Origin of the sequence: Ensifer sp. NM-2 (assembly GCF_003024455.1) — a bacterium.
In the GTDB taxonomy this organism is placed as follows: domain Bacteria; phylum Pseudomonadota; class Alphaproteobacteria; order Rhizobiales; family Rhizobiaceae; genus Ensifer; species Ensifer canadensis.
On sequence record NZ_PVZR01000005.1, the window covers coordinates 224,745 to 238,962 of the forward strand.

The following is a 14,218-nucleotide window of genomic DNA, read 5'->3' on the forward strand; positions in this document are numbered from 1 at the left end:
TTCTCCTTGGAACACATAGAGCGCTATTGAGTTCGACAGATGTTTAAAACGGCATTTTGCCGATTCCAAAGGAGAAATACGATGTTACTTAGATCAGTAGCCGCAATAGTGTTCGTCGCTGCAGCCGTGACTCCCGCGGTGGCCCAGCAGGACATCGTGTGCGACGAAGCTTCAATCATGAAACTTGAGCAGGGACTTGGTCAAATTCCCGACGGGGCAAAAAAGATTGAATCGGCAAAAGAGATAACTATGGCCAAGGAAGCTATGGCGGTAAATGACATTGAAAAATGCAAGTCGCATCTTGGAAATGCGGTCAAAGGCATGGATGCGATGTAACCGATACCGGAGGGCGCGATCGGGTTCGCGCCCTCCGTGTTCAGCCCGAAACGTTCCCGGGATAAGTACTGGTTCAACCCCGTGTGAGCCGATATATGGCGGGTCAATGCGAATCGGGGATACCAGACCTTGGACGAGACCCCATCACGTTTCGCTCAATTAACCTAACAGGCCCTGTATAATGTGCAGCCCTGCTTGGAGATGGGGAAATGAGTTTGGTTGAGACGACAGAATCGAATGATGCGGGGTTGGCATTCACACGATCTGAAAAAATCCAGCTGGCGCTAAAACTCGTTCTACCTGTCGTAGCCGGTGCTTTCCTGATGGCTGCGATCTACTCGTCTGTGTACTGGTCGGCGGGCGGCGCCGATGATGTCGCAGCCGCGCGCCAGACCCGCCTGTTCCAATTGGTGATCTCAAAACTGAGGATGGAGCTTGCTCACGAACAGGAAAGCGTGACGGTCTGGGACGACGCCATTGATGCCGTAACTGCCCAAACAAAAGACCAGGAATGGCTCGACATGAACCTCGGGCGGTGGATGCACACGTACTTCGGACACGATGGTGCTTTCGTACTGTCACCGGCCGGGCGCCCCGTTTATGCTTTCTGGCGCGCAGAACGGCGCGGGCCAGAGGCCTTCGACGAAGTCGCCGATGCCGCCATGCCCTTGATCAGAAACTTAAAATCGAGGCTCGCCGCAGGCGACGAGAGCGGTATCACGCAACAAGTCCTTTCCATCGGGGAGAGCGACTTTGTAGTGATTGATGCAAGGCCGGCGGTGATCAGTGTCAAACCCATCGTTTCTGATACGGGCAATCGCACGCAGGCGCCAGATGAGATCTACATTCATGTCGCGGTGCGCTACCTGGATCGTCGCTATCTAACGACGCTTGGTGAAGAATATGCTTTCGATGATCTACAGTTCCACAATGGAATTATTGGCGATCAATCGAGGGCGACGGCACCGTTGACCACACGTTCGGGTCAGGTGGCCGGTTACTTTTCTTGGTCACCTTTCTCGCCCGGAGCCGACTTGGTTCGAGCGACCACTCCCATCCTAGCAGCGACCACAGCGTTGATTTTGGCTTTGACAGTCTCAATGGGTGCCTCAATCTGGAACCGGTCACGGCGCTTGAAAACGAGCCAAGCACAATTGAACCATCTTGCCTTTCACGACGGATTGACAGGGTTGGCCAACCGGCGAACGTTTCACCGACGCCTTGCTGAAAGGCTCAACGGCGCGAGCAAGCCGCGTGAACTTTCAGTTCTGTACATGGATCTGGACCGCTTCAAGCAGGTCAACGATATGCTTGGACACCCAGTCGGCGACGCATTGATCATAGCGGTGGCTAAACGATTGAATGAGGCCGCCGGACTTGCCGAAACAATTGCGCGCATTGGTGGAGATGAATTCACTGCTATCATAGCCCATACAAACCGGCAGGATGTCGAAAAACAATGTCAGCGGCTGATCGACGCGATCCAGGAACCCTTCGAGGTCAAGGGGCACCCCATTCGAATTGGGCTCAGCATCGGCGTGTCCATGTTAGGAAGTGCGCATGGCACCCAACACAAATCGGCGGACGAAATGATGCGCGAGGCCGATATCGCCCTCTATCACGCCAAGGGCGCGGGACGGAACTGCTATGCCATCTTTGGCGCGCACATGGACGAACTGATCAAAATGCGCCGCGAGCTCGAGCGAGATCTACGCGCTGCTCTCGAAGCAAAGGATCAGTTCGAAATCCATTACCAGCCGGTCTATTCCGCATTAGGCCGCCAGATTACGGGCGTCGAAGCCCTGTTAAGGTGGAGGCATCCTCTCAAAGGTTTGATACCGCCGGATATGTTCATCGGTCTTGCAGAGGAAATTGGGGTTATTGAAAAGATTGGCTCCCTTGTCCTTAAGGAGGCCTGCACCGCCGCCTTACCATGGGAGGGCCTCGGACTTTCCGTCAACGCATCGGCGCTTGAGATGCGGAACCCGAACTATGCCCGCAATGTGCTGGCCGTTCTTGATGAACTGAAATTTAAGCCGGAGAGACTGGAAATCGAAATCACCGAGACAGCGCTTGTCGATGAAGATGGGCAGTGCGAGAAGAACATACGCGCACTTAGAGCGGCGGGCGTTCGCTTCGCTCTTGATGATTTTGGCACGGGTTTTTCTTCCTTCGGGCGCCTACAGCGTCTGGAAGTCGACCGCATAAAGATTGACCGTTCTTTCGTGAGTGGTTTCGGAACGCCGGGGGGAAACGAGGAAATTGTTCAGGCAATCATAGGTCTGGCGCACGCCAAGGGGCTGAAGACGACCGCCGAAGGAATCGAAACAATCGAGCAACAAGAAGCGCTGTGTCGCTTGGGATGCGACGACCTACAGGGTTTTCTGTTATCTCGCCCCGTGCCATCGCAGGTCATCGCGGAGATCCTGCAGCAGCGCGCATCGACAATTGAGACGTAGGCCCCATCGTGAACCACGTGCCCGTGTTGTGAGTTGAAGGTGCCAACAGCACCTTAACGCGAAGGCGGAGTAAGGGCACGAACGTCACCTTTCGAGTGAAGGAAATCGGCAGTCGTGGAGAGCGTCAACTGCGCCGAAAACCGTTCACCTAACAAGCGTAGCGCGGCATCATGCGTCTGGTCAGCGCCACTACAAACGGCATCTTCGAGCACAAGGACCCGGTAGCCGAGATCGACGGCGCCGAGCACAGTCGCGAGGACGCAAACGTCCGTTTCCCCACCCGTCAGCACCACCGTATCCACCCCGCATTGTCGCAGTGATTGATGAAGTTGGCCTTCGAGCCAAGGTGAGTAGATGCGTTTGTCGATGATCCTTGCCGGCGGAACAAGTCGGGCCAAGCAAGCTGGAAGCTCCAACAATTCTCTGGGCAGATGCTCGCCTGTCATCATCCACCATTTTGCGTAGTATTGAGCCCACATGCCCGGTGCGTCCTGCGCGCGTTCCGGTGGGATGAAACGGGTAAAAATGGTCTGCTCTGGAAAATTGGCGGAGACCTCCGCGACATTGGGTAATACCCTGGACATCCATTCCACTCTCCACGGCGTGTCCTCATTGAAGAGCCGTTGCATGTCGATGCAGAGATGCTTCCAGTTACGAGCCAAGTTCAAATCTCCCTCCGAGCTTGCCGGCGGTTGCCCCGCGCATCATCCTTCGAACTCAATTTGTGTATGATCGTTCCCTGAGAATGTGCGGGGGTAGCGAGCCGGCCTTGCAGCAAAATTGCTCAAGCCTAGTGCCTTTGATTTTTCACTCAGCGAAGCCCACCCTGCAAACAGCGGGTTACGTCGAGGGGCGACCGCGAGCAGGCTGAAACCACCTCGCAATTGGTCTCTCGCGAACTATGGTCAGCTAAGTTTTGGGAAAGGGAACATTGAACATCGAACGCCGTTGTTCGGAGATCGCTGGTGTAAAAGCGAGAAAGGCCAGCTCGTCGACCGTAAGCGCGATTTTCGATGCGCATTGACGGCTGCGGCACTGAACCGCCCTCATATCGGTAGCGTATCCAGCTCTATTAGGCCGCAGAGTTTTTGGAGAAGTTGAACGGTAGCAGGTCGACGATGTCGGCCGCTTCGTCGCGCTGCAGCAGCTCATTTAGCACATTGCGCAGCCAGGTGAGTGGGTCGATCCCACAGGCGCGGCAAGTGAGCATCAGACTGTAGATCACGGCGCTGGCCTTGGCTCCGTCAGCGATGTCGCTGAACAGCCACGATTTTCTGCCGGTCGCAAAAACTCTGATGTCGCGTTCCAGAATGTTGTTACCAATCGGCATCCTGCCGTCGCTGGTGTAGCGCGTTAGGTAATCCCATTGGTTCAAAGTGTAGGACACGGCATCGCCGAGCTTGGTATCCGGCACGAGCTTCGACGCGATGTCGTCGAGCCACGTCTTTAGGGCGTTCAGGACAGGCAAGCTGTGCTCTTGCCGGAAGCGGTGAATGCAGTCGGCCTCGTCTCTCCGGCATCTGGGGTTTTGTCTCTTGCCTGCTTTTCGATCCGGTAGAGCTGTTCGAAGAACCGGAGCGCCTGTTCCGGCAGTCCACCCCCGTTCTTTCTGGTTCTGAGTCGTCCCAGCCATGATCAAGCTTTTGCTTGAAAGTACGGATCGATGCGCAACATGGCAGTGCGAACCGGCGGCAGGCGCTCATCGAGACGCATGGCAAAGATCATTGCATGCGACAGCAGAATGGCGATGGCGAGCAATGCCGCATAGACCAGCAGGACCGTCGCCATCGGAACAACGAAGTTGAGTTGCGGCAGGGCACCCAGCATCATCGGCACGTACCAGGAGGTGGCGGACACAGCGCCGGAAACGAGAAAAGCGCTGCGCTGCGTCGATGTCATGCCGTCCATCAAGGAGCGACCGACCTGCTCCTTGATCTTCGGCAGGATGATCGAATGGATAAACATGCCGTTGATGGTAAGGATGAGCACGATCGCTATCTTCGCCCAGACCTTCTCGTTGCCGAGCTTTGCAGGGTCGAAAATGCCGTAGTAGATCAGGAAGCCGATCCCTGATGCCCACAGTATCATCAGGCCTGCATTGACGATGCTGGAGCCGAACTGAAACACTGCCAAGTGTTCTTTGGAGATTTTTCCCTTCAGCAAAAACCGAAGGATCAGAAGGTCGAGTACAGTAGCCGCGCCCAGCCCCAATGCGAGTCCTAGAAAATGTACTATTCTCAACGCCGACTTAAGTGTCGTTGCCGGCTCCTGGCAGAGCGTATGGATTAGGATATTCAGATCGATCACGTTGCACCTCTTCTCCAGTCCACAGTGCACAGGTATTCCTCGCCGCAGACCGATTCCGGCCGCAACTCGAATACTTTGTCTTTTCAGGGATAACGGAGAACTACAGCGAACAATCTAACCGCATCATGTCCTGACTACATGTGCACTACGGGATTTACCCGTGCCCACTTGTTGATCTATTGGCGGAATGGGCCGGAAAGGGGGCATTTGGGTGGCGAAAAGGGGGCTGCGCCCTGATATATAATGACATTATAATAAACTCAGATAGTTAGCGGGTTGCCTGAAGCCACTTTTTTGATCACCGGCCTGTGAATTTCCGTGATTATGGTGCTTGGTCCCATGCAATCCATCCCCGTCAAAACCTGGTGCGGCGAGTCCGAGATCTCAAATCACCCGCTCTAGGCAACGCAAATCAACCGCGCCGGCGGTAAATAGCTTCCAGCCCGCCGGCGGCTTTCATTGAATTCTTGAGTACAGATTTGAAGCGTCGACCGAACCAACGCACGGCGTTTGGCTGAGCTTTCGAATCTGGACGGGACGAATAACGGATGCATGAGCCAAGCCTTGCGCCCTCGGGACAGGAAAGCGGCTCGGCGCCAATGCGGCAACTTCATATCTTCCCACTTATGACGCAAAGCGCGGGGGTTCGGTTACATTTGGAGAATCCCATAGTCCAAGCTTGGCCGCCCGTGAGCCAGCACCCTGCGCCCCGTGTTAGAGCGGGGCACGGCGGTTGCTGGCTCACTGTAGTTCAGGTCAAGCTGCCTTTGCCTTCATATTTGCCGCGCTAACCGCTAACTGGGTCAATTTCTTATCCGTAGCGCCTTCTTCCTGAAGGGTGGCGTCGAGCAAGGCGACTGCGTCCTTAAGACCCAACTGTTGGGCCCAGGTTTTCAGCGTGCCGTATCGGGCGATTTCGTAATGCTCAACTGCCTGGGCAGCAGAGATGAGGCCAGCGTCGATCGCCGGTGAGCCTTTGAACTCTTCGATGATCTCCTCTCCCTCAGCAATCAAACCCTGGACCGCCTCACAGGTCTTGCCCTGGGCACGTTTCCCGATGAGTTCAAAGACTTGCTGGAGCCGTTCCACATGCCCCTCCGTCTCGTCCTTATGCTTCTCGAACGCGGCCTTGGTGTCACTTGACTGGGCGGCACGGGCCATCTTCGGCAGCGCCTTCAAGATCTGACGTTCTGCGTAGTAGATATCCTTCAGAGTCTCGTGAAAAAGCTTCTCCAGATTTGCTTCAGCCATGTGTTCCTCCTTGGTTGAGGATACTCTAACCTGACTTGCAGCAAAAAGTTCCGGGCTCGTGTGCAGATCGATAACAGCCTGGCTCTTCGGCCTCCCGCGAACGGGACCATTCGGAACCTATCTCTCGCGATGAAGTTATCTTGATAGGCTACAACCAAGCCACCATGGCGACATCTCGCCAACAACGCCGTTATGGGGCGGAGATTAAGCATGCCGTTGTTTTACTTCAGGACGACCGATCAGGAGGGGTTTAGCGCCGATGATCGTGGCTTCGAGTTCCCTGACGAAGAATCCGCCCTCGCGGAGGCGAAGTTAACACTTGCTGAAATGGCAGCAGATGGGCTGCCGCTAGATCCCGTGTCGATGATTAGCGTGCAGGTCATGAACGAGGACCGTATTTTGCTGCTGGAAATGCGGCTCGTCTTGGAGATAATTCCGAACACGAACTGGTCGGAAACTGGCAACGACACGCTCTCCCATTTGCCTGAGTCGCGACAGGGCCGCGGAAGATAAACGTGCTTTAGAGTTGTTTCAAAGGAAGATGGCCAGGACTCAGCCGATGAGATGCTCCTGCCAGTCCGCAACATCCTTTGCTGACGGAACCCGTTGGGGCCCTCTCGCTTCGGGCGTTAGTAACAACGCTGTGTTGCCAGGTAGCACCCAGCGTCGATCAAGATCGGCGGGCCGTTGCCCGCCTCCTCCATATGGAAAATCCTCGCTAGACCAGACTATTGTCCACCGGTGAAACTCCGGAGGAGCGAATAAAGGATCGGCCAGGCTGGCAATCACCAGATCACGACCGAGATTTATGAGCAGAAGGCGATCATCCTTGCCTTGCGCAGTGAGGTATCGCAATAAGAGGCAGCGATCGGTCAAAACACTTCCATCCACCGCTGCCGGCGGCTCCCCTTCGCCAACGACCGGAATGCACCGCCGTAGGGCGATCAGGTCTGTGTGCAGTGCGAGCATGTCTTCATTGCGCTCGGCATCTTCCCAATCAAGCTTGCAACGCTCGAATGTTGATCGATCACACGGATCGGGCATGTTCCGTCTGATTTGCTGGTCCCTGAAACTCGCGAACTGCGACAGGAAAGCAAGCCTCCCATCTCGTACGCTCGATCTGTTGTCCTTTGCAGCGTCGCTGAAATAGAGGAAAGGTGTGCTCGCTGAAAACTCTTGCCCTTGGAACAACATCGGCGTTTGAGGTCCGAGAATAAGAAGCGCCGTCATTGCCCTGAGGCGTGCGCTGCTCGTCAACTGATGGATGCGTTTTCCGCTCGCCGAATTCGCGATTTGATCATGATTGTCGAGGAAATGCACGAAATTCGCCGGAAGCAGATCGCGCGCTGGCTTGCCCCGGGCCTTGTTCTGCCAGTTGTATCTTTGGCCCTGGAAAAGGTAACCATATTTCGCTGCCGACACGAATTCCTGCGGGTGGCCCCGATAGTCGTGGAGATAGGCCTCGCGTCGACCGGTAAGCGCAACCTTGGCCGAATGATGGAAATCATCATTCCAAACGGCGTTCATGCCAAGCCCCCCTCGTTCCGTTTCTCGGACCAAGTTCGCGTCCTGAGGTTCGTTTTCGGCGAGCAGGTACAGCTTCCTCACGCCCGCTGCCCGTCGACAGGCGTTCGCGATCTCTGCCACAATGTGCTTCTCGCTTTTGTCTTCAAGTGCCTGAGTGGCATCAATCCTCAGCCCATCAAAGTGAAACTCCTCGATCCAGTAGACAGCATTGCAGATGAAATAGGTCCTGACTGCATCACAACCGTCACCGTCCAGATTCAGCGTTCTGCCCCATTCGTTGCGTTCGCCCTTAAAATACGATGCAGCGAACCGATCAAATCGATCCCCGGGCCCGAAGTGATTGTAGACGACATCAAGAATAACACCGATGCCGACAGCGTGCGCGGCATCCACGAATGACCTCAGATCGTCGGGCGTGCCGTAAAGTCGCGTTGGAGCGAAGAGTAAAACGCCATCATAGCCCCAGCCGAAGCTGCCCAGGAATTCGTTCACTGGCATCATCTCGATCACTGTTACACCGAGATTGCGCAGATGTTGCAGCCGTTGTCGCGCTGCTGTCCAGGTCCCTTCTGGCGTAAACGTGCCGACGTGTAGCTCGTAGACGACTCGGCCTTGTGGGGGCACTCCTGTCCAGCCCTGGTCGCGCCAGATGAAATCTGACGGTTCGATGACCTGCGAGGGTCCCGTCGGTCCGAGTGGCTGGAACCTGGAAGCAGGGTCGGCTTCCAGGACCCCGTCATTATCGAGGTCCAAATGATAGTTTGTCCCGATGCCCAAACCAGCTACGAGGCCAGAGAAATATCCATTCCCTTCAGCGTGGAGTGGGTAATGTCCATTATCGGTGACGACCGAAACGCACTTGCGCGCCGGTGCCCACACTCGAAAGGATACACCTCCCCGCATCGGTTCGGCCCCAATGGGGAAACGCCGGCTAATCAGTGCCTCGTGCGCACTCGGACTCATCTGACATACTCCATTAGCCAGCATCACTCGAAGGGAGGGTGATGGAGCCTAACCGGGAACTTTGAGGCAAGTTCCAAGGACGCTAGCTGGCACCGAACTTCCTGCGGCATTCGATCCGACTGTTTTCTGCCTGGAAGGTGCTTGGCTACACGCTGACCAGCGTAATCTCGCCTAAGCTCGAGGCTCACCAAGATGGCCTCATGGCGGCGCGGCGCATGCTCTTGCGGATCCGCGGCAACGAGACGGTACAGGATATTCAGGCTCTAGTGTATTTGTCGGTCGGGCGTCCAGGCTGGCCCAAACCACAGGAGCCAGAGAGCCGCAAGAATGGGAAGGGACCCAACGGTTAACAATATTACGGCCACCATGATTCAAACCTCCGTCGGGACATGGTGTTGCGGTATCGGCCCGTCGCATCACATGCACTTGCCGTCAGTTAAGACCCAACAAACCGGCAGTGTTTTCGTTCCACTGCTGCAGCAGCTGCGTGATGGGCCTGCGCTGCCACCTACCGCATCGTCGAGGCAATTTCGGTGGTCTTGCCTGCTCCCGTCGTAGTGCGATCAAGAGAAGAAGAAACCGGTCGCGCGGCTGGGAACCTTTGTCAGGACCAGCGGTTAGTTCCTAGTATGAACGTCATCCTGCAAAAGGGAAATCGGGTGACCAACGAATGTCGTCAAGACAATGAGAAAATCGGAATGGAAAGGCTCCAACTACCGGGACCGGAGAGGTGAAAGCGCAATGACGACCGGCGTGGAAAACAATCCACGCACAGGCGTGCTCCCTCCCCTTGAATTGAACAGGTGAGAAGTCGTGAAATCTGCCGATAGAGATGTAGTAGCGCTTTCCGAACAGCTTCGAGCGATGACGGATGACGAACTGTTTGGCCGCATGGGCGAACTGGAAAAGGAAAGTGAGCGACAATCGGTACCAGACCAAGCCGTCTTGGCATCGATCGCGCTTGTGGAAACCGAAATCGAAAGACGTTTTCCAGGTCAACTCATGGCTCCTTACCGTGAATGGCGGCGCCGCGAGATCTTATAGCTCCCCGGCGTCACGCATTGCGGGGCGCATGGCCCCGCATCACAGAAGCCGCTGATCTACTGGCGTGACGTCTTGCGCCGCGCCGCCCGCATTTCGGAACAGTACTGGAGACCCCGGCAAAGTACGGCACACCCTATGGCACCGCCTGCACCTCGATGCGCTGCTATCGTAAGGCATTTTCAGCGATCGCTGCGTCATCGAGTGATCGCGTTTGCGTTCCTCCTAGCCAGATCGGCAGGCCTGCGAGATGATCTGCAACAAGTATCTGAACGAGAGCTACCTGGGCACTAGATCCGCAACCAGGCGACCTTGGTGGCTGAACCCTTTGCCAAGCGGCCCCAGCATGTCGTGAGCCGGGACCTAACCGGTGGCTTTCGAATCTGCGGCAGCACTCATCTAAGCCTCGGAGCGCCGCGGTTGATCTCCGGAGACATCGCCAAACGAAGACTCGGAACACAACGGGGCTCAAAGGGTTGGAGCCGCACGTATGGATTGAGAGACTATACAAAGGAGTTTACGATGAAATACATTGCCCTTGCTACCGCGACACTGCTTCTGGCGGGCTCCGCCATGGCCCAGTCCGCGGCGGAGAAATCCGGTGTCAATACAGCGCTTGGTGTGCCGCCTAAAACCGAGGATTTTGTCAAGGAGGCAGCCACAAGTGACATGTACGAAATTGAATCGAGCAAGCTTGCCGTGGAGCGGGGCGATCAAGCGATCAAGAGCTTCGCCGAGCAGATGGTTGCAGATCACACCAAGACGTCGGATGAACTGAAGCAAATGCTCTCGTCCAGTAAGGTGAAGGCAGAGCTTCCAACTGCGATGACTGACGAGCAAGTGGAAGCGATCAATGAACTAAAATCCATGCAGGGCGCGGACTTCACCAAGGAATACCTCTCCCAGCAGGAAGACGCGCATGAAGATGCGGTGGATCTTTTTACCCGATACGGGAGCGAGGGTGACAATCCCGAACTGAAAGCTTGGGCTGAAAAGACCAGACCAGCGCTCCAGCATCACCTTGAAATGGTCGAGGGCATGAATAAGTAAATGGAGTTGCTTGTTAAAAGCGAAAGCGTCGACCGTTGGCCGCAAGCTCGCCGCGTCCCTAATGAGGATGCGGCAGTGCCGCTTGGCAGACAAATGTGAGAAGTCGCTGTTTCGATTCTGCTGTTCATGTTCTCGTCCATCCCAGCCGTATCAGAGCACTATCCGTCGAGCAACGATCGTGTTAGGGTTGCAGGGCTCGAGCAAAAAACGTCTTAGAATATAACCCGACCCAGCCCGGTTGTCTGCCGAGCTATAGATCCTGAGCCTGGTTTAGCACCACGCGCTTGGCCAACCGGCCAGGCAAACCCCAAGGAAGGAGCATGATAATGAACCGCATAGCGACTTTATCCGCGATTGTTGCCCTCTCCGTCTTAAGCATTAGCGAAATTGCTTATGCCCAGGGTGCCGAAATGAACTGGCCGGCCAACATCGAGAAAACGGTGACGGACTTCAAGGGCGACAAGGTTAGCGTTGTTCAGGTCAGCACGCTGGCGGAAGCGAACCAGACGCGCATGTGGGTGGAAAAAGCGACTCCCGAACAACGCAAAGCATTGCTCACGGCGGTCGAAGGCAATAAGGCCCTTGCCGAGCAGCTGAAATCGCAAAAAATCGAGATGGAAAACATCGCAGGCGCCGAACAGGCCGCGGACGGCGCATTGATCATTTACGTTCGCTGAGCCCGACAGACGCGGGATGTGAAGCTTGAAACTGTCGCGTCCCGCATCTGCCAAGATTTGCCGGGGGAGCAACTCCCCGGCGCTCAAACTCACTATCAATACACTCGTCGGTTCCGCGCGACTGAAAGGGCGGAGGCAACGGTATGCGTGCCGCTTTGTTGGTGCCGCGATATGAGCGTTTGGATATGCGCTTCGCTTGTATATCTCGACTTAAACAGCAGGATTTCTGAACGGTTGTGCGTCAATCCGTATCGGTTTTTCTTTGCGCCCTTCTGCCGGTAATTGGTACCCATGCACTTTGATGCCGCGGGGGATAGCGGCCTATCCTGGCGTACCGACCAAATCAGCGATCAGAAGATCTGGTAGGGGATGGGATCCTTTCCCCCCTGCGTCGTGAAGCGGCGGCTGATCTCCAGCGGTGTCTCGTTCTCGGAACTTCCGTGACAAGCAAACGTTTGATTAGCACTGGGCATGGGCCCTTTCCCACGACCTGGCTAGGCGAGGTCGCAAGATCGAGAAAAGGAGCGCTTATGCAAACCGTGGATAGACTTATCATCGACGCGGAGCGCTTGGCCGATTGCAGGGACATGGTGGAGATCGAACTTCACGAGCTTATCGAGCGAGCAATCAGATCAGGTTACGCGGCCGGAGAGGTACTCGTAGCCGTAAGTGAACTGGCCGCCGAAGAGCTGGCACCAGCGCTAGAATTTCCAAGCCTGCACTGAGATAGGCGACTTCTAGCGCTTTACCAGAAAAATAGAAAGACGGTACCGCGTGTGCCGGCATGCGTTGGGATCAGCGCCTTTGACATAAAAAGGCCTCCCTATCCTCCCCTTTCCACCGCGATTGCGAATAGTAGATCTAGGTTCGAACCGGCTCTCGTTTCTCGCCTCGCTCCTCTGTCACCTCTTTGAACTGCTGGAATTTGCGAGCCGGAAGTCCGTGCGATGCCAAAAGAATCGTGAATCCGACAAGGCAAGCCCGAATTGCCAGTTGCGCGGGCCTTGCTGACGCCAACAGAATCGGTGTGTGATCGGCAATTGGAGCCCATTGGCTGCACCGCGGGCGGACAAGTCGATCTCGCGGCCAGTTCGATGTGGCAAAGTGCTTCGCTTAAGACTGGCGTTGGCCGGATTTGTGCGGAGAAGATGAAACAGGAGTTGGAACGCAGAGGAATAAAGACCGCCAGACGTTTCCGTTGTGGAGCCCTTCTCGATCTGTAGCGAGAAAGAGAAAGAACTCTCCACATTAAGTTGCATCAAGTGCAGCATCGGCACGTTCCGGTGAGCGGCATTCTTTTGCCTTTAGCAAGGTGAAATGGACGATGGAGAGAGATGCTGTAACGACGCCCTTCGGGCGGCGAGCGATGACGCTTGGCATGTTGGCCACCCAAGTGCTTTCCCGACAAATCGGACCGGGACAAACGGCCGGAAAGTGGAAACTGTTCCAGTCGTTATGCGAAGCAAGGTTGCATTTCGGCCTCAGTGAGCGTTCGCTGCTGGTGCTGAATGCTTTGTTGACTTTCTATCCACACGACGAGATCAGTGAAGAAAACGGGCTTGTAGTCTTTCCGTCCAATTCGCAGCTTGCTCGTCGGGCGCATGGGATGGCCGAAGCGACTTTGCGCCGACATCTCGCTGCCTTGATCAACGCGGGCGTCTTGGCTCGAAAGGATAGTGCCAACGGAAAGCGCTACGCACGCAAGGACCAGTCGGGTGGCATCAGCGAAGCGTTTGGCTTTTCTGTCGCGCCGCTTCTCGTGCGTGCCGAAGAGATCACAGCGATTGCCATATCAGTAGCAAATGAAAGGCAAGAACAGCGACGATTGCGCGAGCGATTGACCATCTGCCGTCGTGACGTTTCCAAGCTCATAGTCGTTGCTCTGGAAGAGGGGGCACCAGGAGACTGGTTTGCGGTCCAAGAGCGATTGCGAGTTATGACCCAGACGCTTGTTCGACGCCCGACCAGGCAGCAGGTGGAGGACGCGCTTGAGGAATTCGAGATGCTGCGAGAAGAGGTCACCAGCCGGCTGGAATTGAAGTTTAAATCGGAGGTTATGAGCGGCAATGCCGATCATATTGATCGGCACTTACATAATTCAAACCCCCACTCCCCATCTGAACTTGAACTTGGCTCTAGAAGGGAGCCAAAAGCGAAATCCGAGCCAACCAACCCCCGTGAAAACGGGGAGATGACGATCTTCCCGATTCAGGTCGTGCTGAAAGCATGCCCCGAGATTGTTCCCTACGGACCCTATGGAACAATATCCAGTTGGCGCGATTTGATGGTGGCGGCGGTGACCGTGCGCTCGATGCTCGGTGTTAGTCCGTCTGCCTATCAGGAAGCTTGCGAGGCGATGGGCCCGGAGAATGCCGCAACGACCCTCGCCTGCATTCTCGAGAGAGCCGGTCACATCACTTCCGCGGGCGGCTACCTTCGGGACCTGACCGCCAAGGCTCGCGGCGGAAGGTTTTCGCTCGGTCCAATGATCATGGCGCTGATGCGGGCAAACGGACAAGGGATGGGTTAAGTGCGGTCGGTCGTCGTTCGCTCTACGCCTATTTTGCAATTGAAAGCCTGCCTAAGGGCCGAATTCGCTAGCCCCAA

12 protein-coding genes and 1 pseudogene are annotated in these 14,218 nt (G+C 55.7%); 8 read left to right on the top strand and 5 right to left on the bottom strand.

The annotated features are described in order from the left end of the window. The first annotated feature begins 81 nt into the window (after nucleotides 1–81). Both C6558_RS12780 and C6558_RS12785 read left to right on the top strand, forming a co-directional pair. The gene (locus C6558_RS12780) at nucleotides 82–336 is read left to right on the top strand and encodes a hypothetical protein (protein ID WP_057218422.1); all 255 of its coding nucleotides are present in this window, start codon (nucleotides 82–84) and stop codon (nucleotides 334–336) included. 209 nt (nucleotides 337–545) lie between these two features. After that, nucleotides 546–2,795 (top strand): bifunctional diguanylate cyclase/phosphodiesterase, encoded by a 2,250-nt coding sequence (locus C6558_RS12785; protein WP_063997125.1) that lies wholly within the window; start codon nucleotides 546–548, stop codon nucleotides 2,793–2,795. A 53-nt stretch (nucleotides 2,796–2,848) separates the two neighbouring features. Here C6558_RS12785 and C6558_RS12790 read toward each other — a convergent pair whose 3' ends face one another. From C6558_RS12790 to C6558_RS12805, 4 genes and pseudogenes are all read right to left on the bottom strand, one after another. Then, entirely contained in the window at nucleotides 2,849–3,424 is a 576-nt protein-coding gene (locus C6558_RS12790; RefSeq protein WP_057218669.1) for a cysteine hydrolase, read from the bottom strand. Nucleotides 3,425–3,867: 443 nt separating this feature from the next. Continuing rightward, a pseudogene (locus C6558_RS12795) lies at nucleotides 3,868–4,391 on the bottom strand (transposase); the annotation flags it as partial. A gap of 39 nt (nucleotides 4,392–4,430) precedes the next feature. After that, nucleotides 4,431–5,102, bottom strand: a complete 672-nt coding sequence (locus C6558_RS12800) for a hypothetical protein (RefSeq protein WP_199197000.1) — start codon at nucleotides 5,100–5,102, stop codon at nucleotides 4,431–4,433. 756 nt (nucleotides 5,103–5,858) lie between these two features. Beyond that, nucleotides 5,859–6,353 (bottom strand): ferritin-like domain-containing protein, encoded by a 495-nt coding sequence (locus tag C6558_RS12805; protein WP_057218419.1) that lies wholly within the window; start codon nucleotides 6,351–6,353, stop codon nucleotides 5,859–5,861. A 210-nt stretch (nucleotides 6,354–6,563) separates the two neighbouring features. Between C6558_RS12805 and C6558_RS12810 the strand changes: the two genes are divergently transcribed. Further along, complete coding sequence (locus C6558_RS12810; protein WP_063997124.1) at nucleotides 6,564–6,866, top strand: hypothetical protein; 303 nt, start codon at nucleotides 6,564–6,566, stop codon at nucleotides 6,864–6,866. 39 nt (nucleotides 6,867–6,905) lie between these two features. On the opposite strand, the gene treZ is transcribed toward C6558_RS12810, so the two are convergent. Continuing rightward, nucleotides 6,906–8,867 carry a malto-oligosyltrehalose trehalohydrolase gene (treZ, locus tag C6558_RS12815; protein WP_371412262.1) on the bottom strand — a complete coding sequence of 654 codons (1,962 nt, stop codon included), beginning with the start codon at nucleotides 8,865–8,867 and terminating at the stop codon, nucleotides 6,906–6,908. A gap of 789 nt (nucleotides 8,868–9,656) precedes the next feature. Between treZ and C6558_RS12820 the strand changes: the two genes are divergently transcribed. The 5 genes from C6558_RS12820 (at nucleotide 9,657) to repC (ending at nucleotide 14,141) form a co-directional block, all read left to right on the top strand. Continuing rightward, nucleotides 9,657–9,887, top strand: coding sequence for a hypothetical protein (locus tag C6558_RS12820; protein WP_348523286.1), 231 nt, complete (start codon nucleotides 9,657–9,659; stop codon nucleotides 9,885–9,887). Nucleotides 9,888–10,406: 519 nt separating this feature from the next. Further along, a complete protein-coding gene (locus C6558_RS12825) occupies nucleotides 10,407–10,934 on the top strand; it encodes a DUF4142 domain-containing protein (protein WP_057218413.1) in 528 nt (175 codons plus the stop codon). 326 nt (nucleotides 10,935–11,260) lie between these two features. After that, nucleotides 11,261–11,611, top strand: a complete 351-nt coding sequence (locus tag C6558_RS12830) for a hypothetical protein (protein ID WP_057205418.1) — start codon at nucleotides 11,261–11,263, stop codon at nucleotides 11,609–11,611. A gap of 530 nt (nucleotides 11,612–12,141) precedes the next feature. Further along, nucleotides 12,142–12,336: a hypothetical protein gene (locus tag C6558_RS12835; protein ID WP_057218411.1), complete on the top strand. Its 195-nt coding sequence runs from the start codon at nucleotides 12,142–12,144 to the stop codon at nucleotides 12,334–12,336. 599 nt (nucleotides 12,337–12,935) lie between these two features. Further along, nucleotides 12,936–14,141 (top strand): plasmid replication protein RepC, encoded by a 1,206-nt coding sequence (gene repC / locus C6558_RS12840; protein ID WP_107027313.1) that lies wholly within the window; start codon nucleotides 12,936–12,938, stop codon nucleotides 14,139–14,141. Nucleotides 14,142–14,218: the final 77 nt, after the last annotated feature.